21 protein-coding genes are annotated in these 20686 nt (G+C 50.2%); 15 read left to right on the top strand and 6 right to left on the bottom strand.

What is annotated here, in order from left to right:
• Positions 1-403: 403 nt before the first annotated feature.
• The 3 genes from gpmI to NDI45_RS13305 all read left to right on the top strand — a co-directional run bounded on the left by gpmI (position 404) and on the right by NDI45_RS13305 (position 3228).
• Positions 404-2002, top strand: a complete 1599-nt coding sequence (gpmI, locus tag NDI45_RS13315) for a 2,3-bisphosphoglycerate-independent phosphoglycerate mutase (RefSeq protein WP_348247628.1) — start codon at positions 404-406, stop codon at positions 2000-2002.
• Positions 2003-2139: 137 nt separating this feature from the next.
• Positions 2140-2373, top strand: coding sequence for a preprotein translocase subunit SecG (secG, locus tag NDI45_RS13310; RefSeq protein ID WP_348247666.1), 234 nt, complete (start codon positions 2140-2142; stop codon positions 2371-2373).
• Positions 2374-2445: 72 nt separating this feature from the next.
• Positions 2446-3228: a peptidase gene (locus tag NDI45_RS13305; RefSeq protein ID WP_348247627.1), complete on the top strand. Its 783-nt coding sequence runs from the start codon at positions 2446-2448 to the stop codon at positions 3226-3228.
• A 104-nt stretch (positions 3229-3332) separates the two neighbouring features.
• On the opposite strand, the gene NDI45_RS13300 is transcribed toward NDI45_RS13305, so the two are convergent.
• Positions 3333-4235, bottom strand: a complete 903-nt coding sequence (locus NDI45_RS13300; RefSeq protein ID WP_348247626.1) for a cation diffusion facilitator family transporter — start codon at positions 4233-4235, stop codon at positions 3333-3335.
• Positions 4236-4518: 283 nt separating this feature from the next.
• Here NDI45_RS13300 and NDI45_RS13295 point away from each other — a divergent pair, with 283 nt between their 5' ends.
• Positions 4519-4866, top strand: a complete 348-nt coding sequence (locus tag NDI45_RS13295) for a hypothetical protein (protein ID WP_348247625.1) — start codon at positions 4519-4521, stop codon at positions 4864-4866.
• A gap of 165 nt (positions 4867-5031) precedes the next feature.
• On the opposite strand, the gene NDI45_RS13290 is transcribed toward NDI45_RS13295, so the two are convergent.
• A complete protein-coding gene (locus NDI45_RS13290) occupies positions 5032-5253 on the bottom strand; it encodes a DUF4327 family protein (RefSeq protein WP_190793372.1) in 222 nt (73 codons plus the stop codon).
• Between the two features lie 381 nt (positions 5254-5634).
• Entirely contained in the window at positions 5635-6735 is a 1101-nt protein-coding gene (gene pdxA / locus NDI45_RS13285) for a 4-hydroxythreonine-4-phosphate dehydrogenase PdxA (RefSeq protein WP_348247624.1), read from the bottom strand.
• 151 nt (positions 6736-6886) lie between these two features.
• On the opposite strand from pdxA, the gene NDI45_RS13280 reads away from it, so the two are divergent.
• Positions 6887-6991, top strand: a complete 105-nt coding sequence (locus tag NDI45_RS13280) for a PetM family cytochrome b6-f complex subunit 7 (protein WP_190793374.1) — start codon at positions 6887-6889, stop codon at positions 6989-6991.
• 253 nt (positions 6992-7244) lie between these two features.
• Complete coding sequence (locus NDI45_RS13275; protein WP_348247623.1) at positions 7245-8234, top strand: SDR family oxidoreductase; 990 nt, start codon at positions 7245-7247, stop codon at positions 8232-8234.
• A 37-nt stretch (positions 8235-8271) separates the two neighbouring features.
• On the opposite strand, the gene cobO is transcribed toward NDI45_RS13275, so the two are convergent.
• On the bottom strand, positions 8272-8967 hold the full coding sequence (cobO, locus tag NDI45_RS13270; RefSeq protein ID WP_348247622.1) for a cob(I)yrinic acid a,c-diamide adenosyltransferase: 696 nt from the start codon (positions 8965-8967) through the stop codon (positions 8272-8274).
• 461 nt (positions 8968-9428) lie between these two features.
• On the opposite strand from cobO, the gene NDI45_RS13265 reads away from it, so the two are divergent.
• The gene (locus tag NDI45_RS13265; RefSeq protein WP_206755098.1) at positions 9429-9761 is read left to right on the top strand and encodes a hypothetical protein; all 333 of its coding nucleotides are present in this window, start codon (positions 9429-9431) and stop codon (positions 9759-9761) included.
• Positions 9762-9793: 32 nt separating this feature from the next.
• Here NDI45_RS13265 and nadB read toward each other — a convergent pair whose 3' ends face one another.
• Both nadB and NDI45_RS13255 read right to left on the bottom strand, forming a co-directional pair.
• The gene (gene nadB / locus NDI45_RS13260) at positions 9794-11515 is read right to left on the bottom strand and encodes an L-aspartate oxidase (protein WP_348247621.1); all 1722 of its coding nucleotides are present in this window, start codon (positions 11513-11515) and stop codon (positions 9794-9796) included.
• A 132-nt stretch (positions 11516-11647) separates the two neighbouring features.
• Complete coding sequence (locus tag NDI45_RS13255; protein WP_348247620.1) at positions 11648-13039, bottom strand: NAD-dependent malic enzyme; 1392 nt, start codon at positions 13037-13039, stop codon at positions 11648-11650.
• A 446-nt stretch (positions 13040-13485) separates the two neighbouring features.
• Between NDI45_RS13255 and NDI45_RS13250 the strand changes: the two genes are divergently transcribed.
• From NDI45_RS13250 to NDI45_RS13215, 8 genes are all read left to right on the top strand, one after another.
• Positions 13486-13923, top strand: a complete 438-nt coding sequence (locus tag NDI45_RS13250; RefSeq protein WP_348247619.1) for an SRPBCC domain-containing protein — start codon at positions 13486-13488, stop codon at positions 13921-13923.
• A gap of 220 nt (positions 13924-14143) precedes the next feature.
• Positions 14144-15043 carry an alpha/beta hydrolase gene (locus NDI45_RS13245; protein ID WP_348247618.1) on the top strand — a complete coding sequence of 300 codons (900 nt, stop codon included), beginning with the start codon at positions 14144-14146 and terminating at the stop codon, positions 15041-15043.
• A gap of 496 nt (positions 15044-15539) precedes the next feature.
• Positions 15540-16622: a photosystem II q(b) protein gene (gene psbA / locus NDI45_RS13240; protein ID WP_190793382.1), complete on the top strand. Its 1083-nt coding sequence runs from the start codon at positions 15540-15542 to the stop codon at positions 16620-16622.
• 207 nt (positions 16623-16829) lie between these two features.
• On the top strand, positions 16830-17252 hold the full coding sequence (locus NDI45_RS13235) for a polymer-forming cytoskeletal protein (RefSeq protein WP_190793383.1): 423 nt from the start codon (positions 16830-16832) through the stop codon (positions 17250-17252).
• A gap of 354 nt (positions 17253-17606) precedes the next feature.
• Positions 17607-17996, top strand: a complete 390-nt coding sequence (locus tag NDI45_RS13230) for a PAS domain-containing protein (RefSeq protein ID WP_348247617.1) — start codon at positions 17607-17609, stop codon at positions 17994-17996.
• Entirely contained in the window at positions 17906-19090 is a 1185-nt protein-coding gene (locus tag NDI45_RS13225; protein WP_348247665.1) for a PAS domain S-box protein, read from the top strand. The genes NDI45_RS13230 and NDI45_RS13225 overlap by 91 nt, the downstream gene beginning before the upstream one ends.
• Positions 19038-20081 (top strand): ATP-binding protein, encoded by a 1044-nt coding sequence (locus NDI45_RS13220; protein ID WP_348247616.1) that lies wholly within the window; start codon positions 19038-19040, stop codon positions 20079-20081. The genes NDI45_RS13225 and NDI45_RS13220 overlap by 53 nt, the downstream gene beginning before the upstream one ends.
• Positions 20082-20208: 127 nt before the next feature.
• On the top strand, positions 20209-20646 hold the full coding sequence (locus NDI45_RS13215; RefSeq protein WP_190793385.1) for a peroxiredoxin: 438 nt from the start codon (positions 20209-20211) through the stop codon (positions 20644-20646).
• Positions 20647-20686 lie beyond the last annotated feature (40 nt).

Here is a 20686-nt window from a genome sequence, read left to right as displayed (position 1 = left end):
GATTTATTTATCGCGTTTCTTTAAGCTGGTCAAGTGCAGATTTAGGAGTGCAGGGGTGAAAGGTCGGGGCTATCAGCGATCGAGTAAGCGTCCTGCCTATCCAAACGGGTAGAGATAGCCAAGACACAATGAATTGAAGCTGCGATCTTGAGTTCACCAAAAAAGCTGCATCGATTGATTAGATATTCTTAGATATTTAATGCAGTAAGGCTTAAGTAATGCTTATCAGACTGACTAATTTAGTGTGCTAAATTCCGCTGTTCATTGTTCTGCTCATCATGTTGTTGATCGCTCACTTTTACTAAAAATTTAAAGTCATCGTGTCTTGAATTTAGCTGACACAATCTGAAAGTCTGAGTGATATCATTGCCACAGAGATTGCTGAACAGTAAGGATAATTCACATGGCGCAGGTGCCAATTTCTCCAGTAGTACTCGTGATATTAGATGGATGGGGCTATCGAGAGGAAACCAGCGGAAATGCCATTGCGGCTGCTCGAACTCCCGTTATGGAAAGTTTATGGGCTGCCTATCCGCACACGCTGATCCGAACTTCTGGAAAAAGCGTTGGATTGCCCGAAGGTCAGATGGGTAACTCAGAAGTGGGACACCTTAATATTGGAGCCGGAAGAACTGTCCCTCAGGAACTCGTTCGGATCACAGATGCTGTTGAAGATGGCACACTACTAAGCAATGCAGCACTCCTGCGAGTTTGTCACGAAGTCCGGCAGCGAAACAGTAAGCTGCACCTGGTTGGGCTGTGTTCAGAAGGAGGGGTTCATTCCCATCTCAACCATTTGTTTGGGCTGATTGACCTGGCAAAAGAACAAAATCTGACTGAGGTTTGCATTCACGCCGTTACCGACGGTCGCGACACCAGACCGACTGATGGGCTAGGGGCAATTCAACACATTGAAGACTATATCCAGGCGGTAGGCGTAGGTCGCATCGCAACGTTGAGCGGTCGTTACTACAGTATGGATCGCGATCGCCGCTGGGATCGGGTTCAAAAAGCATACGCCGTTATGACCGAAGACGGGTCAGGCAATGGACAATCGGCACTCGAAGTGCTGAAGGCTTCCTACGAGGCAGGATTGACTGATGAGTTTGTGCTGCCAACTCGCATTGCTCCGGGCGCAGTCGAACCGGGCGACGGTGTGATTTTCTTTAATTTCCGTCCTGATCGCGCTAGGGAACTCACTCAAGCATTTGTTGACCCTCACTTCACTGGGTTCGATCGTGCTCCGATTGCGCCGCTTTCCTTTGTGACGTTTACTCAGTACGATGGCTCACTGCCCGTCCTGGTCGCGTTTGAGCCGCAGAACCTCAACAATATTTTGGGGCAAGTGGTGGCTCAGCACGGGCTGAAGCAGTTTCGCACCGCAGAAACCGAAAAATATGCCCATGTCACCTATTTCTTCAATGGCGGCATTGAGGAGCCGTTTGTGGGAGAAGATCGCCTTTTGATTCCCAGCCCAATGGTAGCAACCTATGACCGCGCTCCTGCCATGTCTGCTGCTCAGGTGACGCAAGGGGCGATCGAAGCAATTGAGAAGGGCATTTACTCGCTGGTGGTGATTAACTACGCGAATCCTGACATGGTAGGTCATACGGGCAACCTGGAAGCTACCGTCAAAGCTCTGGAAACGGTTGATACTTGCTTGGGACGCTTGCTGGACAGCATCGGTAAAATGGGCGGCACGGCAATTATCATTGCGGATCACGGCAACGCTGAGCAGATGTGTGATGAGCAGGGCAATGCCTGGACAGCGCACACCACGAATCCAGTTCCTTTTATTCTGATTGAGGGCGAACGGCGCAAGATTCCCGGACATGGAACCGATGTAGAACTGCGATCGGACGGAACCCTGGCAGATATTGCCCCCACGATTCTGCAAATTCTAGGACTGCCGCAGCCAGAAGAAATGACGGGACAATCGATGATCGACGCGATGGGGTTTGATGTGCGGGCAAATCGCACTCCGGTTCGCCTGTCTTTGTAGCCCTTCAATCCATCAGTCTTTGTAGAATGGGAAGGGGGCAAATGAGCAGTCTGTTCGAAGTGTTCAGAGTGTGATTTGCCTGAGTGCTTGACCCTACCCGCATTAGCGAACCTCCATTAGCGATAATTAGCGATCGAATTATGATTACGACAACTGTTCAAATTCTCTGGGCGATCTCTGCAACTGGTTTGATTGTGTTAGTCCTGCTTCACAGCCCGAAAGGAGATGGACTGGGTGGATTGGGGGGTCAAGCACAGCTTTTCACCAGCACCAAGAGCGCAGAGCTAACCCTAAATCGCGTCACCTGGACTCTGACCGCACTCTTCATTGGACTGACGATCGTGCTAAGTGCAGGCTGGTTGCCCAGCTAAAATTTCCTACCAATGCTGAGACAGCGGCAAAGCAAACAAAAATTTTCTAAACTGCGCTGGGCTGTTTGCTCAGTGCTTTTTATCGCTTTCTTGGCGGCGATCGGTCTAGTACTTACAGTAGACATTCCAGGGGCAAAAGCTCAACTCCCACCGTCTCGATCGACCTCACAGTCCCCAACTCCAGCCCAAATCGATCGATTTTTACCTGTTTCTCAGGCTCATACCATGCCCGCAACCCTGGCTCGTGGACAGGCAGCTGAACCGCAAAGCGAGTATTTTGATGACTATTTTGACAAGATACAGCCGACGATCGCTGGATATTTAATCTGGTCGCGCTTTCCTGTTCGGATTTATTTTGAACCAGCCACACAGATGCCCGACCGAAGCCAGGAATGGGTCACAGCGGTTACGGCTGCAATTCAGGAATGGAATGCCTATCTACCGTTGACGGTCGTAAATGTCCCCGACACCGCAGATATTGCCATCTGGCGTAGAACTCCACCGCTTCAGGTCGATCGAAGCGCAACTCGCCAACCCGAACTTCGCGCCCGTTCAGCCGAAACTCGCTTTAATTTATGGGTCGATCGCACGATTCCAGAAAAGCCTATCCTTCTGCATCGAATGACGATCTGGCTGGGCATGGGTCAGACGCAAGACTATCTGCGCGCTGCTGCTCGTCACGAATTAGGGCATGCATTGGGCATCTGGGGACATAGCCCGACTGCAACGGATGTGATGTATTCTGCGCAGGTACGCCAACCGCCGCCGCTTTCTGATCGCGATATCAACACCCTGAGACGCATTTATCAGCAACCCACTCGTTTAGGCTGGGCAATCCCTCAACCGCTGAATTAACTCGCGATCATGATGGAGGCAGCACAACTACATTAATAGGGTTCCCTGTTCCTGCGATCGAAGGTGAACAGAGTTAACCCTGATTGAAGCGATCGAACGAGAAGCTAAGGCTGCGGCTCGTAGCTGATTTCTTCTTTTTCATACGAAGGTGGCTCAACGTGAATTGTGACGCGCACCGGATGATAGTGCTGCTCCAAGCGAGCTTCGACGGCTTCGGTAATGGCATGAGCCGTTTCGACATCGGCAGCGTTAACAATCAGGTGCATATCAACGAATACCTGGCGACCGAGCAATCCTCTGGAGGCAATGCTGTGGCAATTTAGTACACCAGGAACCTGCATCACGACCGCATGAATTGCTTCAGGCGCGATCGCCATCTCATCGACCAGCCAGGGCAAATTATCCCGCAGCACATTCCAGGCACTCCGAAAAACCAGCAGCGCAACTGGAAACGCCAATACCACATCCAGCCACTGAATGCCAAAAATCCAGATGCCGAGTAATCCTGTCAGAACGGTGATTGTTACCCAGATATCGCTCATCGTGTGCTGAGCATCGGCAAGCAAGATCGGACTGCCAATCCGCCGACCGACTCGCCGCTCATAAAATGCCACAAAAATATTGATGCCTAACACGAGGAGCAGTAGCCCCAGTTCTGGCGCAGCAATTTGTACCTCTGCTCCGCCTGTTAAAAGACGCTCGACCGCTCCCTCCAAAATTGTAAAGCAGGCAATTCCCAGAAAGGCAGCAATTCCCAGAGCCCCGATCGCCTCATATTTTTGATGCCCATAGGGGTGGTCGCGATCGGGCTGCGGTGAGGATAATTGGCTGGTCACTAATCCCAGAACGTTGTTCGCACTATCGGTAAAACTGTGGATTGCATCGGCGAGCAAACTCAGCGAACCCGTCCAGAACCCCACTGCTCCCTTTAATCCCATCACAAATAGATTCAGCAGCAGCGTAATCACTAAAACTCTGCGAACAGTCGATCGATTATCAATTGCCACAGCTTTTTCCTCGTGCCTGAATGGGAAATCGCCCTCATGGTCTCGCTTTTCTTCCCTTAATCTACTGAGCCGATCGAATGACCGCAAGCGACAGACGAAGGATAATCTGCCGGAAGCCCATCGGCTAAGATTCATGCCCTTCTCTGCTTGCGAATCACAAAAGGGTCGTTAGGATGGGAGAATTATCACGCTCCGGCAATCCTTGCTTAAAGCAACGTGACGTCAGGCAACCTGGCAGCAGTTTAAGAGCAACTCAGTACAACTCAGTACAACTTAGTAAAGTATGTCTTCTTCACCAATCAAGCTCAATCTATCCGAAGGTTCTGTGATTTTTGCCTTCAGCCCCACAGCCGCAAGAGAACTGCAAAGCGCGATCGCAGTCTTAATGCAAAGCCTAAAAGCAACAGCGGCAAGAGCAGCAGGCAGCAAACCTGAACCCCAGCCGCCCCTCGAATATCGCCATACCGGGGAGGTTTTTCTTGAAGTGTTTTGCAATCCCAATATTTGGTCGAGTCCGTTTGCAGCTAAGCTTCTGATTACCCTGCGGGACGATCGAATTCGCCTCACCACTGAAGCAGAGCTAACGCGAATCAATGAAGACATTGCTCAGTATTTAGAGCAGTATGGCTAAAGCAGATATCCCTGCTGAACGATATGAAAGATTCCGTGGGGCGGTTAGTGGGGTGACAACAGGGGTAAGGACAGATTCAGCAAGAATTAACGAAAATTAAAAAGCTACGAGTCCAACCCCCGTAGCCTTGCTTCAATAAATCATTTATTAGGAACTAGAGAAGAATTAGTCGTTCGACCACTCCTCCCGTCCTAATAAGTCTGCAATTCGATCGCGAAGCAGGAAGTCGTTGTTTTCCAGGACGCATTCTACAAACGCCCACTCACGAGCAGGAATGTACTGACAAAGCACGTAAATCGGCTGATTTCGGCTAATTACGCCCTTATGAACAAGTTCTCGCGCCTCATCCTGAAGCAGATCTATTGAGTATTGAATAGACTGAACCATGATTCACCCTCAGCTACAAAAATGATCGTCACGAAGTAAAGCAGACAAGCTAGAAGCAGAGAAGATCGGGAAATAAGCCAGAAAGCCAAATCCCACGCAATAAAGTTACAAACAGAGCAAAACGCTATGAAATTCCGTAGGTAGAATAACCTAAAACAAGTTCTTTAGAGCTGTTTTTGTATTAGGCTATACTGAATATTTTTTATTCTTGCGCTGATCTTCCTCCTCGTATATTAATAAAAATTGCAGAAGTCAGCAAACCTTGACATAAAGTTTCAGCCTAAAGGTAGACTAAATCGGTTTCAGGGCACCCGGTTAATTGGCAAAATACTCCGTAGTTTCTTTCAAGAGATCTTAAATACCGCTTCATCCTGCGTTAAATTACGGGCTGATCTGGGAACACTGCTGAGTTATTCGTTGCTGAGCTAGCTCAATCGCCAAATCGATCGCCGCTCTAAAACTGGTTGCCTGAGCAATTCCCTGTCCGGCGATATCAAACGCGGTTCCATGATCAGGAGAAGTGCGAACGAAGGGTAGCCCAATCGTCGTATTTACGGCTCGATCGAACGCCAGCAGTTTCACTGGGATTAATCCCTGATCGTGATATAGCGCGAGATAGGCGTCATGAGCTGCGTCAGGCGTTACGCTACCCCACCAAGCTTGTCCCGGACGTACCCACAGCGTATCCGGCGGAATCAGTCCATCAAGTTTGACCTGAGGAAACCGATCGCCCATTTGCCGCAGCCAGGGCAGCAGGAAATCCTGTTCTTCTCGTCCCAATTGCCCCTGTTCACCGCTATGGGGGTTCAGTCCGGCGATCGCAATTCGGGGCTGCTCAATGCCAAAATCCTGGTGCAGGCACTCGATTAGCAGTTCCAGTTTCAGCGTCAGCAAATCTGCCGTGAGCGCATCGGGAACCTGCCGCAGTGAAATGTGGGTTGTTGCTAAAAGCGTTCTCAATGTCCAGTCTGTAAGCGGCGATCGGGCAACAAAGAGCATTCCATAGCGGCTTACCCCTGCTTTTTTTGCCAGCAGTTCTGTTTGTCCGGGATAGTGAAATCCGGCAGCGTTCCACGCAGACTTGGCGATCGGAGCAGTGACAATGCCATCAAATTGACCGTTCAGCGTTCGATCGATCGCCGTGTCTAAAAAGCGAAAGCTGGCTGCACCGCTCGCTGCATTCTCCGTACCCAACTGAATTTGCTCAATCACCGACGATTCCAGCGGCAAATTATACAGGTCGAGATCATCAGGGTTTGCTAGGACGGTCAAATTCGCCCGAATTGCCTCTGTCTGGCGCAACTGTTGATAAGCGTGGTGCAGCAGGACGTGATTACCAATCAGCGTTATTTGACAGGACTCGGTCAGCGCAGGGTCGCTTAGTGCCTTCAAAACCACTTCCGTCCCGATTCCGGCAGGGTCGCCTAACACGATCGCCAGTCGAGGACGGGACGCAACATTGACTGCGGTTGGTGTTCGCATATTCAGCCCTTTAGATCACCGTCAAACTACCCTAAGATACTTGTATAGGCATTCTTGCCCAGGCTTTCCTGCATAGCTTTCCGCGACTGCAAGAAAAACCTAGGGTTCAATCTAGCACTAACAATTTTTTGATGCAGGAGTATAACCACGCATGAACGGCGAAATGTTAAACGCAGCACTGCTCTCCTTTACCCTGATTCTCGTGGGTTTAGGCCTGGGCTTCCTGATGCTCCGAATTCAGGGTAGTGAAGAGTAGCGCAAAAAGAACATTTGAGGGGTTGGCTCCTCATGGGCTTTATAGATCTCAATAGATCTCAGCCACTTCTCAGGTCCGCTTGGGAATGTGGCTGTCTTTTTAAGCAACAGTCCCCCTTAAAACAGCAGTCTCTCTTAAATCGTGAGAAATAATCGTGAGAAATCACTTTTACTAATAATTTTTCCTCGCGGTGGTTGAGGCGTTTTAGGGTATCGTAAACTAATAAAGTTAACGATTCGTAACGGAAGCCCTCATGAGCTTACTCATCGTTGGTGCGACGGGCACTCTAGGAAGACAAGTCACGCGACGCGCCCTGGATGAGGGTTATCAGGTTCGTTGTCTGGTCAGAAGCCCTAGAAAAGCTGCTTTCCTGAAGGAGTGGGGGGCAGAGCTGGTGCGGGGTGACTTGTGCAACGCTGACACCCTACCTGAAGCATTAGAGGGCATAACTGCTGTTATTGATGCCGCCACGACCCGACCCACTGACTCTTTAAGCATTAAGCAGGTCGACTGGGAAGGAAAGGTAAATCTAATTCAGGCTGCAAAAGCGGCTGGCGTAGAGCGATTCATCTTTTTCTCGATCCTGGATGCAGAGAAGTTTCCCAATGTGCCCTTGATGGAAGTCAAGCGCTGCACCGAGCTATATCTGGCAGAATCCGGCTTAAACTACACTATTTTGAAGCCGTGTGGCTTTATGCAAGGGCTGATTGGTCAATATGCCATTCCGATCCTGGAAAATCAGGCGGTTTGGGTGATGGGTGAGAGTTCGCCGATCGCCTATATGGATACGCAAGATATTGCTAAGTTTGCGGTTCAGGCATTAAAAGTGTCAGCAGCAAGCGGTCGCAGCTTTCCCGTGGTGGGTCCTAAAGCATGGGGAGCTTATGAAATTATCAAACTCTGTGAGCGGCTATCGGGTAAAGATGCCAGAGTAACGCGGATGCCTGGCGGGATTTTGAAGGCAGTCGAACGAACGGCTCGCTTCTTTCAATGGGGCTGGAACCTTGCCGATCGCCTTGCCTTTTCAGAAGTCGTCGCTTCGGGCAAGCCGCTGGCCGCTTCGATGGACGAAACCTACGCAGTATTCGGGATTGCGGCTGAGGAAACCACAACGCTGGAATCCTATATGCAGGAGTATTTCGGGCGCATCATGAAAAAGCTCAAGGAGCTGGAATACGAGCGGGAAAGAGCAAAAGAAAAAGCTCGGAAAAAGCGCAGTCCGTTTAAGTCTTCTGCAAAGTAGCTCGAACCACCACTCGAATCACCACTCGAACCCCCACTCAAAACTCAATTCCCGGCTGTGCCTTCACTCCCTGTTCACGGAAGGGATGCTTCACAAGCGTCATTTCGGTTACGAGATCGGCTCGATCGACCAATGCTTGCGGTGCGGCCCGTCCGGTGAGAATCACATGGGAGTCTTCGGGCTTGCGATCGAGTCCCTGTAGAACTTCCTCTACGGTCAAGTAGCCCATCTTGAGCGCGATATTAATTTCATCGAGCAGTACTAGGCGAAACTCTGGATTGTTGATGTAAGTGAGTGCTTTTTCCCAGGCAGCTTTGGCAGCTTGAATATCGCGATCGCGATCCTGAGTTTCCCAGGTGAACCCTTCGCCCATCGCGTGAAATGCAAGCTGATCTTGCCAGAGGCTAAAAACTTGCTTTTCCGCAGGCTCCCAGGCTCCTTTGATAAATTGGACGATCGCTACTTGATAGCCGTGACCCAGCGATCGAAGCACCATGCCCAGCGCAGCAGTTGTCTTGCCCTTGCCGTTGCCTGTGTGAACGATGATGAGTCCTTTTTCTAACGTCCGCTCTGCTAAACGCTGCTGCTGTACCTCTTTGCGCCGCTGCATTTTGCGCTGATACTGATCAGTAGCGAGCTGAGGAGAAGTTGCAGACTCATTAAGCTGGACTGCTTCTATATCAATTTCTGATTGGGCAATTTCTGATTGGGAATGAGCTGGGTCGGAGGTCATGGCTCAGAGCTGCTTACGACAGGACAATGAGCTAATCATGCCAGATTTTGTATTTTATCTCGCCGATGTAGCTGGTGGAGAGTGGCATAAAGCTGAATCTTAGTTTGCAAAGCTCAGTAGGGATTACGGAATTTAACTGGCTATATCTCATCACATTAAGCCACTATGCTAAAAGAGTTTACAATCCACGTCAAAGCGTAACGATCTCCGTTGTTTCCATGAGAGCAAGCCATAATGGCTATATTCCTTCTGGAAGAAATTCTTTTCTAGCCGTTAATAAAGTCAGTGAACTTACGGCTTAATTTATTTAGTTACAGTAAAGGATATAACTCATCCCATTGGGTGGTGTCAGCAATTACTTCCCGGATTCATCATAAAGTCAGTGAATGCACTGGCTTTTTTAGCAAATAGGCAGATATACTAACCCTACTTGGGTGAATCTACGGTGTTTTGTTGAAATTATGCATATCTTAAAGCGAGTTTTTGCAGTTGTCGTGATGGCAAACGTTTTGCACATTGCAGGCATCAGCGTTGGAATTGCTCTACCCGCTGCCTCTGCGGCTGCATTCAGTGAGAACGGTGAAATCCAAAAATCAGTGAATGGATCGATCGACTTACAGGAAAAATCGCTTTCCAACGATTCATTTTCCAGCAACTTATTCGCCAACGATAACAGCCCTGCCGCTCCAAAGCAGGTATACAAGGCTTCGATTAAGCTCAGTCAGTACAGCGACAATCCCACAATGCCGGGCGAAGGCACACCCGATCGCACTCAGGGGTCTGGAGCCCGCTAACGGCTCAGTTTCTTGAGGGTAAATCGTGCTCGTCAGCCAATGCTTGCGGATCGTTTCCAGCGATGGCTCTCAATCAGCGTATGAACTTGCCAGTCAGGTTCAATGTTCGGGTGATCAGTGCGATAGTGCCCTCCACGACTTTCAGTGCGAAAGGCAGCACTTTTAAGAATTAAATTGCCCACGTTGAGCAAATTGCGAGTTTCGCCCCACAGGCGGATCAAATTTGCTAGCTCGAATGGCGCAGATGGTGCAAGAGTTTCGCTCAGGGTAATCCGGTTAGTGGACGGGCTGCTGAGCCAGCGATTTAGCTCCTGACTCAGGGTCAGATGGTCAAACCTTTGTTGCCATTGGTCGATCTGCTCGATCGCTTGCCGAAGTGAGGCTGCCTCTCGACAAATTCCCGCACTTTGCCAGACCAATCGGGGAATCAGGTCACGGAGTTTACTCAAGTATTCAGCATCCGTTTGCCACGGCAGCGTTTCTTGCCTGCGATCGAACCATTCTACCCGTTGGATAGAAGACTGATTCAGCGTTGGGTCGGCAATTGGTTCTGTCACGGGTAAGTCTAACGCTGAAAACTGCGCTCCAAAGACGATGCATTCTAGCAGCGAATTACTGGCTAATCGATTTGCACCATGTACGCCTGTGCTAGCCGTTTCGCCAACGGCAAAGAGTCCGGCGATCGTGGTTTGATTGAGGCGATCGGCAGTCACACCGCCCATCCAGTAATGAGCCGCAGGCGCGACCGGAATCGGCTGTTGGAAAATATCAATTCCCCACTGCTGGCAAACTCCCATGATGTTTGGAAAGCGATGGCGAATCGTTGCTGCAGGGATGGGACGCAAATCCAGCCAGACGTGAGCAATTGCAGGATCAGCAGCCGTCTTTTGCAGATGGCTAAAAATTGCTCGACTTACCACATCACGCGGTGCGAGTTCACCTGCCGGATGGTAGTCAAAGGCAAATCGGTGTCCAGCCGAGTCCACCAGATGCGCCCCTTCCCCCCGAACCGCCTCGCTAATCAAAAATCGCGGTGCGCCAGGGTAAGTCAAGGCAGTGGGATGAAACTGCACAAATTCTAAATCGCGCAGCTCTGCCCCTGCCCGCCATGCCATCGCCACCCCGTCGCCTGTGCTGACTGCCGGATTTGTCGTTTGGGCAAAGACCTGCCCGCCGCCACCCGTCGCCAGAATGACCGCTCCTGCCCGCAGCCAGCAAAGCAGGTTTTGGTACAGCAAACTGACCCCGCAACATTGCTGGTTTTCTAGCCACAGATCCAGCACAAATGCCTGCTCCAGGATTTGAACGTTCGATCGCTTTAAAACCTGCTCTACGAGCGTATTCACCAAGGCTCTGCCTGTTGTATCTGCTGCATGAAGCACTCGCCGTTGAGAATGAGCCGCCTCTAGCGTCAGAGCGAGCTGATTTTCCCGCCGATCAAACCGCACGCCCATCTCAAGCAACGACGCAATACAGTCCGCAGCCTGGGTTGCCAAAAGCTCGACTGCCTGTGGCTCGCACAAGCCTGCCCCTGCCTTCAGCGTATCTTCGATATGTAAACTCGGCGAATCCTGCGGGTCGATCGCGGCTGCAATGCCCCCTTGTGCCCAGCCACTCGCAGAGAGAGAGAGGGTTTCTTTGGTAATTAGGCCAACGCGGTAATGCTGGGGAATGCGAAGTGCTGCATATAGTCCAGCCGCACCACCGCCAATAATCAAAACGTCAAACGAATCAGGAAGCTCAGAATAAGGCACAAATTTAATGATCGAAGTAGGGAAGCAAAGAACAACTTGCCCAAAAAAGCTAACCAGAGAGATGATCAGCAGGGGCAAAACTTCCAGCTCTTTTGATTCCTTCCTATTTTACAGGTTTAATCTTTGACAGGTTTAATCGTGAGCAATGCCCTCAGCTCTTGCCGCATAACGCACTGCTGCCGCCACTGAAATTGCGATCCGATCGTCAAAGACCGAGGGCACAATTTGTTCCCGGCTGAGATCAGTTGGGTTAACTAGGGAGGCGATCGCCTTTGCCGCTTCAAGAAACATTTGGGTGGTCATGGTTTTGGCACGACAGTCGAGCGTTCCGCGAAAGACACCGGGAAACGCCAGGACGTTGTTGATTTGATTGGGGTAGTCGCTGCGTCCGGTTGCCATGACTGCCACTAAATCCGTCACCAGTTCGGGCTGGATTTCGGGAATAGGGTTTGCCATTGCAAAGACAATCGGCTCGTCTGCCATTGATTTGACCATTTCAACACTGACTACGCCCGGCGCACTGACCCCCAGGAATACGTCTGCGTTGATCATGGCATCTGCTAGCAACCCGCTTTCCGAAACGGCAAACTTGCGCTTTTGGTCGTTCAGGTCAGTCCGAGCGGTGGAGAGAATGCCGCGTGAATCGCACATTACAATTCGGGTTGCGCCTGCGGTTTGCAAAAGCTGGGCGATCGCAATTCCGGCTGCACCTGCCCCATTAATCACGATTCGCACCTGATCAATCGATTTGTGAACGACCTTGAGCGCGTTTAGCAGAGCTGCCAGAGTGACGATCGCCGTACCGTGCTGGTCATCGTGAAACACGGGAATATCGAGTTCCTGCTTCAGGCGGGCTTCGATCTCAAAGCAGCGCGGCGCACTGATATCTTCCAGGTTCACACCGCCAAAAACTGGGGCAATATGCTTCACCGTCTGCACAATCTCATCGACATCCTGAGTCGCCAGACAAATAGGAAAGGCATCGATTCCGGCGAATTCTTTAAACAGCATTGCCTTGCCTTCCATGACAGGCATTGACCCCGCTGCGCCCAGATTTCCCAGCCCCAGGACTGCGCTGCCGTCTGTGACGATCGCCACCGTATTACTTTTAATCGTCAGCTCATAAACCCGCTCTGGCTGCTGGGCAATCGCCGTACAAATTCGCCCCACTCCGGGCGTATAAGCCATTGCCAGATCGCTTTGACGCTTCAGCGAAATCTTGCTCTGCACGCTGATCTTGCCGCCCCGATGCAGGCTGAATGTGCGATCGTAGACATCCAGTATCTTGATGCCCTGAACGTCTTTAATCGCGTGAACGATCGCCTCAGAATGATCTGCGCTCGATGCATCTACGGTAATTTCTCTGATAAGCGTTTTGCGGTTGACTTCGATCAGATCAATCTGGCCAATATTTCCGCCTGTCCCAGCGATCGCCTGAATCACAGGAGCCAGCGTCCCGGCAATGTTGGGCAGCTGAATCCGAATCGTTAAACTATAGCTAGGGTTGGGTGTCAGACTGACCATACGATCGCTAAATGCTCCTATGCGTACGTGGCTAAAGGGTGGGCGCAGCTGAATGGAAGTTGCCGAAAGTAAGTCATTCAATGGGAGCGGCAGATTAGCAGGATGTTTGAAAAATGTCTAATATCCTACATTGCCCCCTAACCCCTCAATACTGGCGGACTTTGAATTCCCTAATCTGAATCTCCTAAAGTGGGTTTCTCGCCAAAATTGACCCGATTAACCCGATTGACCCACGAGGGGGCGGTTCGAGGCATCATGATGACTTTTCAAACATCCTCTAAAACCTATCGTTACATCGGTGGGAATTCGCGGAACTCTTAAATCGTTGGCGATCGAAATCCTATTGAAATCTTAGTCCTTGCAGTGATGCACTGCCCAGTCTAAGAGGCAGCTCACCCGTTAAACTGTACCCTTGCACACGAAACACGCAGCACTTTCCGGCAGCTATGCCCAGTCTCTACACCGAAATCGAAATCAATGCACCCAAGCCAGTTGTCTGGGAAGCCCTGATCCATAAAGAGAAATGGCTGTATTGGAACACGTTTCTGTACGATCGCAATCCCAGAAAGCCTTTTACTCAGGGGAGAAAAGTTCACCTGTCGCTGCGGCGGGTGCGCGAAGAAAGTGAAACCGAATTTGAACCGCACATTACCTTACTCCAGCCTGAAACCTGTTTGAGATGGGTTTATACCGCGCCCGGATTTCGCAGTGAGAGCGTCTTCCAGTTGCAGCAAATCGATCGCCAGCGCACAAAATACATTCACCAGGAGAACCTTTCGGGAGCCGTGACCCATGTTTTTCTGCTGTTTCTGCGTCAGGACGAGCAGCAGGGCTTACGCCGCATGGCAAGAGAGCTAAAGCAGTACGTCGAAGGGTTCCATTAAAAGGCTCGATCGAATTAGATATTGAATTTAGATATCGAACTGGATAAGGTTTTGGCTGCGATCGAACCTCAATGAAATCCGCTATGCTTGGGACGTTTGCCCTCCCAACGTTTGCCCCTCCCTAAGTTCATTCTGTTGATTTGAAGTAGGTTCATTTTGTTGATTTGAAGTTAGTTGATTTAAATTCTGTTAATCCTCAAGCCGATTAATCTTTAAGCCGATGCCTCAGTTTCAGCCGCCCGGATTCACGCAGCATATTATTACCACGTTCCTGGGAGTGATGGTTTACTACACCCCAACCGATCGCCCCTGGCGCGGACATCCTGAAGTGGGAGAAGATTTGCCGCCGCTTGTATTTCTGCACAGTTTGGGTGGCGGTTCGTCAGCTTATGAGTGGTCAAAAGTATATCCGGCTTTTGCGCCCGATTATCGGGTGATCGCGCCCGATTTAATTGGCTGGGGACGATCGACCCATCCGATACGAGACTATCAGCCCGAAGACTATTTTCAGGTCATTACGGAACTGCTGGAAAAAATTGGCACACCTGCTACGGTCGTCTCTGCTTCGCTCACCGGGGGTTTAGTGATTCGATTAGCAATTCAGCGTCCCGATCTGTTTCAATCGCTGTTTCTGGTGTCGCCCGCAGGCTATTCAGATTTTGATTCAAATTATGGTAACGGGCTTCCAGCGAAAATTGCAGGCATTCCAGGAATCGATCGCTTGCTGTATTCCGCAGGCGCGGCAAATGAGTTTGCGGTGCGTAATTTTCTAGAGCAGTTTCTCTTTGCGAATCGATCACGGGTGACGCAGGAAATGGTGGAAGCGTACCTCACCTCAGCGCAGCAGCTTAACGCGGACTATGCAGCTCTAGCCTCGCTCAGGGGCGACTTATGTTTTGATTTGTCGCTGTATTTACCGCAGCTCAACATACCGACTTTCTTTGTTTGGGGCGAGAAGTCCCGCTTTGGCAGTCCTGCTGTAGGCAAACGGCTTGCTGGGCTGAGTTCTGGAGCAGTTCGGGAGTTTTGGACGATTCCTGATGCAGGCGTTTTACCTCACCTAGAGACTCCGGCGATCGTCACAGGTTTGCTGAGAAAAGCCCTTACAAGAGTTCATTAAATTGCTGTAATGATTGACTTTCCTTGCTCTAAAAGCAAATTTACAGGAGCAGGGTAACTAATGGCAGTGCCCCCTGCCGGGCAATTTAATCCGACTCACAAATTAGACACATTAGTTTGTAAACCTGAGTGAATAGTTGTGAACAAAATTTGCTGAAATTTGAAGCAATTCTTTTGTTTCAGCGGCTATTTTTGATTTTGATGTAGTTGCTTTGTGCTGAAGCTGCTCCGATGTACCACCCAACGCAAATTGTGAATTACCTGATTCCAATTGAATTAGAAGCAATCGATCGCAATTTTGTACTGAATTTGAATTGTAAACAGATTGAAATAATAGATTGATTAAATACTCAAATCTGTCTTCATATCGGTACATAAATTACTGTTGCAAAGAATCACCATTCTTGGCAAATTCTGCAACTCCGCCTACGATAAATGACAGCGAGGTTCCACTTGCTCATACATTTAATCGCATCATTTCTTAAACCATAGCAATCATGACAACTACTCTTCAGAAGCGCGAAGGCGCAGGTCTGTGGGAGCGTTTTTGCGATTGGATTACGTCTACCGAAAACCGGGTTTACATCGGTTGGTTTGGCGTCATCATGATCCCGACGCTGCTCTCTGCAACAATCTGTTACATCATTGCCTTTATCGCTGCTCCTCCCGTGGACATTGATGGCATCCGTGAACCTGTGGCAGGTTCTTTGCTTTATGGCAACAACATTATTACGGGTGCAGTGATTCCGTCGTCCAACGCGATCGGTCTGCACTTCTACCCGATTTGGGAAGCCGCCAGCATGGATGAGTGGCTCTACAACGGTGGCCCTTACCAGCTCGTCGTTTTCCACTTCCTGATCGGCTGCTTCTGCTACTTGGGTCGTCAGTGGGAGCTTTCCTACCGTCTCGGAATGCGCCCCTGGATTTGTGTGGCTTACTCTGCACCGCTGGCTTCTGCAACGGCAGTGTTCCTGATCTACCCGATCGGACAAGGTTCGTTCTCGGATGGTATGCCGCTAGGTATCTCTGGAACGTTCAACTTTATGTTCGTATTTCAGGCAGAGCACAATATCTTGATGCACCCGTTCCATATGCTGGGCGTGGCAGCTGTCTTTGGCGGTTCGCTATTCTCTGCAATGCATGGTTCGCTGGTAACTTCTTCGCTGGTGCGGGAAACCTCCGAAAACGAGTCGCAGAACTACGGCTACCGCTTTGGGCAAGAGGAAGAGACCTACAACATCGTGGCTGCACACGGCTACTTTGGTCGGTTGATCTTCCAATATGCTTCGTTCAACAACAGCCGGGCACTACACTTCTTCCTGGGTGCGTGGCCAGTGGTCGGTATCTGGTTCACGGCACTGGGCATCAGCACAATGGCGTTCAACCTGAACGGCTTCAACTTCAACCAGAGCATTCTGGATTCGCAGGGACGGGTGGTGAACACCTGGGCAGACCTGCTAAACCGCGCCAACCTGGGCATGGAAGTGATGCACGAGCGTAATGCTCACAACTTCCCGCTTGACCTGGCTGCGGGTGCAGAAACTCCGGTTGCACTGACCGCTCCTGTAATCAACGGTTAATTCTCCTGCTGTTATAAGCATCTCTCACGGTTAGGCTCAATGAATCCCTCCAATAGCGGGGGATTTTTTTGTTTGTCAATTTGTGTGAATGGGCTATAGTTCTATACCGGATACTTGCTATACCAGATACTTGGACTACCCTCAAGAGGCTCGCGCTCAGGCTAGATTATTTCTTCTTTTTTAATGGTTGTTTTTTACGGTTTAAGGATGTTTAAGCGCAATCCGTCTTCTTCATTGACCTACATCAGCTCAACCTGCGAAATCCAGGGAGTTCTTAACGTCGAGGGAAATTTGCGCGTGGATGGCATTGTGCATGGCACAGTGGAAGTTCGGGGCGATATGGAAATTTCCCAGTCGGGATTGGTTGAAGGTCCAGAGCTACGAGCAAATAATATTGTGGTGCATGGTGTGGTGAAAGCCAGAGTGATTGCCGAAGGACGGCTCACGCTCACGCGCACAGGTCGCCTGGAAGGAGATGTAACTGCCCATTCACTGGATATTGAAGCAGGGGCATTTTATCTGGGTCATATTGCCACTAACGAGATGAAATCTTTGCCTGTTGCACCTTCCTATCCTGAACTGATTGGACAAGAGGAGCAGCCGCCTGCCGAAAGTTCCAGACTGCGGTGACCGTACTCTAGCAACGATCGCGACTTTAGGATAATGCTGGCTCCGCATCGTTTCTGCGCCAACATTTCTCGTGGCTCCTGTAATAAAGACTCGCACGATTTCCTGGTTCTACTGTTCTACAGAAGGTGCTGTTTCGGGGGGTTACTGTTTTAAGTTTCAAATCTTGCAGCCCCCCTGAATCTCCCAATTCTGAGGGACTTCCAAGCTGAGCAAGAAGCACAGCAGCATCGCTCCTCTTATAGATGTAACTTTAACTCCCGTAGCTGATAATCCCTTTGGCATCATTACTGATCGAGCCAGCGATCGAAGGAGTATTGGATTATAAATCGGTCTGGGGTATCTGGTGATGTATCGATGCAATCCAGTGAAGCTTTCCAGACTAAAGTTCAGACAGAAACAGCCCAGGCAGAAACAGTTCAGACAGAAACAGCCCAGGCAGAAACAGTTCAGACAGAAACAGCAGTTCGCGATCGATTTTTTACTTTGCTGCAAGATTTGGATGCGATCGTCTGGGAAATGGATCTGGCGACCTGGCAATTTACGTTTGTCAGCGATCGAGCTGAGCAGATTTTGGGGTATCCAGTGCAGCAGTGGCTTTCGGAACTGACTTTTTGGCAGGATACACTTCTGCATCCAAAGGATCGGGTCGCAGCATTCAATTCTGCCTCTGTGCCGCTAAGGAAGGACGCGACCACGAGTTTGAGTATCGAGCGATCGCTGCCGATGGGCGAATTATCTGGCTAAAAGATATCGTGCGTGTGATCAAAGATAGCCAGAACAGACCGCAAATGCTGCACGGTATCATGCTCGATATTACAAACGAAAAGATAAAAGAAAGAGAAGCCGAAGAACGCCATCGGGAATTGCAGCGCGAACGCGCGGAGCGACAGGAATTCGAAACTGCCAAAGAAGCCCTGCGAAAAAGCGAAGAACGCTATCGATCGCTGGTTGAAGCCACATCGCAAATTGTTTGGGATACGAAAGCAAACGGAGAATTCGTTTCAGAGCAGCCGGGATGGAGTGCCTTTACCGGACAATCGCTTGAAGAATATTTGGGCTGGGGCTGGCTCACTGCAGTTCATCCAGACGGTCGCGCTCAGACCGCTCAAGCTTGGAATCATGCGCTGACAACCCAAACGATGTATCAAGTTGAGCATCGACTGCGGCGACAGGATGGTATGTATCGCGAGATGTCTGTGCGAGCCGTGCCCGTCCTTGAAACCGATGGCACTGTCCGTGAATGGATTGGCATTCATAGCGACATTACCGATAGCAAAAAGATTGAAATTGCCCTGCGTGACAGCGAATATCGCTATGCCCAAATCCTCAACTCGGTGCAGGATATGGTCTACAGCCTCGCACCCAACTCCCGCCTAATTTATGCAAACCAGGCAACCCAGAACTACTACGACAAAACGATCGAAGAACTGCGCTTCCACTACACCCTGCATTCTGATACTGATGCTGAAGTGTTTGCCTCAGGACAGCCGATCGAAGTTTCAGAAGAATCGAATGTTCGCGCTGACGGTGAAGTTCGCTTTTTCCACACGATCAAATCGCCCATTTTTGACATCACCGGACAGGTCGTTGAAATCGTTGGCGTATCGCGGGATATCACCGATCAAAAACAGGAACAAGAACTGCGCGATCAGGCTCTGGCAGAAGCTCAGGCAGCGCGAGCAGAACTTCAGGGCGTGTTTGCTCGGGCTCCGGCTGCCATCTGGATAACACACGGTTCTAATCATGTAATCCAAACGGCAAATGCTCTGTTTCAGCAGTTCACTGGTGGGAGAAGACTGTATTGGGCAACCGGTGCGAGAAGCGTTGCCTGTCCTTAATCAGCAGGGCTTTTACGAGCTGCCCGATCGGGTGTATGAAAGCGGTGAGGCTTATGGGGGGCGCGAGGAGCGGGCAGTTTTCGATCACAATGGCGGCGGTAAAATCGAAGAGAGCTTCTGGAACTACGTTTACCAGCCGCTATTTGACGCAAACCATCAGGTCTACGGGATCATGGTTCATGCAGTTAATGTGACCGATCAGGTTCGATCGCGGCAGGAAGTCGAGCGCAAGGCAGAGGAACTATTGCAGCTCACCCGCGCCCTGGAAGCTAGCAATCGAGAACTCGATCAGTTTGCCTATATTGCTTCTCACGGCTTAAAGGCTCCTTTACGGGCGATCGCCAACCTTTCGACCTGGCTAGAAGAAGATCTGGAAGACGTTCTGACCAACGATGCGCGTCAGCAAATGAAACTGCTGCGGGGGCGGGTGCATCGGATGGAAGGCTTAATCGATGGGATCTTGCAGTATTCGCGGGCAGGACGATTTAAGGGAAAACTGGAGCGGCTCAGCGTTCAGCAGCTTTTGCAGGAAACGATCGAGCTATTGTCTTCACTGCCGGAAGTGCAAATTATTATTCAGCCCGAAATGCCAACGCTGATCACGGAAAGAGTGCCACTAGAGCAAGTTTTCCTCAATCTGATCAGCAATGCGCTGAAGTACGGGCAAGTCCCTCATCCCAAAACTGGGGAAGAACTGCAACAGTCCAAACACCCGTCCAAGCACCCGTCCAAAATCGAGATTCGCGTGCGCGAGCAGGATCACTTTTATGAATTTGCCGTTGCCGATAACGGTGCAGGAATTGTGCCCGAATATCAACCCAAAATTTGGGGCATTTTTCAGCGGCTTGAAGCCCGCGATCAGGTGGAAGGAACCGGAATCGGACTGGCAGTAGTGCAAAAAACTGTTGAAATGCGCGGGGGTCGAGTCTGGGTCGAATCGGATATCGGTCAGGGAGCGACTTTTTACTTTACTTGGATGAAGGCGCATTAATGGTGCGTTGATAATGCATTCAGCGTGCATGAGGCGATCGGTCAATCACCAGCGCATTCACCAGCCTGTACCCAAACTAGGTTAAGATTTTTGGTTGTCTATCCGCATTCGAAAAGGAGACAAGACGATGCCGCTTACCGAAGGCGCAACTGCACCCAATTTCACCGTCAAAGATACCCACGGCAACACCGTCACGCTGTCTAACTATGCCGGAAAGACCGTCGTGCTGTATTTCTACCCCAAAGATGACACTCCTGGCTGCACCAAAGAAGCCTGCGGTTTTCGCGACTACTACAGCGACTATCAAGGCAAAGATATCACCGTGTTTGGCGTGAGCATGGACGACGAAACCTCTCACCAGGCATTTACCCAAAAGTACAATCTGCCCTTTCCGCTGTTAGCAGATGTGGATGGCAAGATCACCAAGGCATACGATGTAGACGGCGGCGGCTACTCAAAGCGAGTTACTTATGTGATTGATGGGTCGGGCAAAATTGCGAAAGTTTACTCAACCATAGACACGGCAAGCCACGCGACTGATATTTTGGCAGAGATTGGCAGTTAAGGTTTGAGGGGGTGTTTGAGAAGAATTAGGAGTTCTACTC

The sequence above is a fragment of the Leptolyngbya sp. GB1-A1 genome, from assembly GCF_039962475.1.
Taxonomy (GTDB): Bacteria; Cyanobacteriota; Cyanobacteriia; order Elainellales; family Elainellaceae; genus Leptolyngbya_A.
Note: the sequence above shows the minus strand (reverse complement) of the source record. Positions and strands in the feature narration are given on the sequence as shown.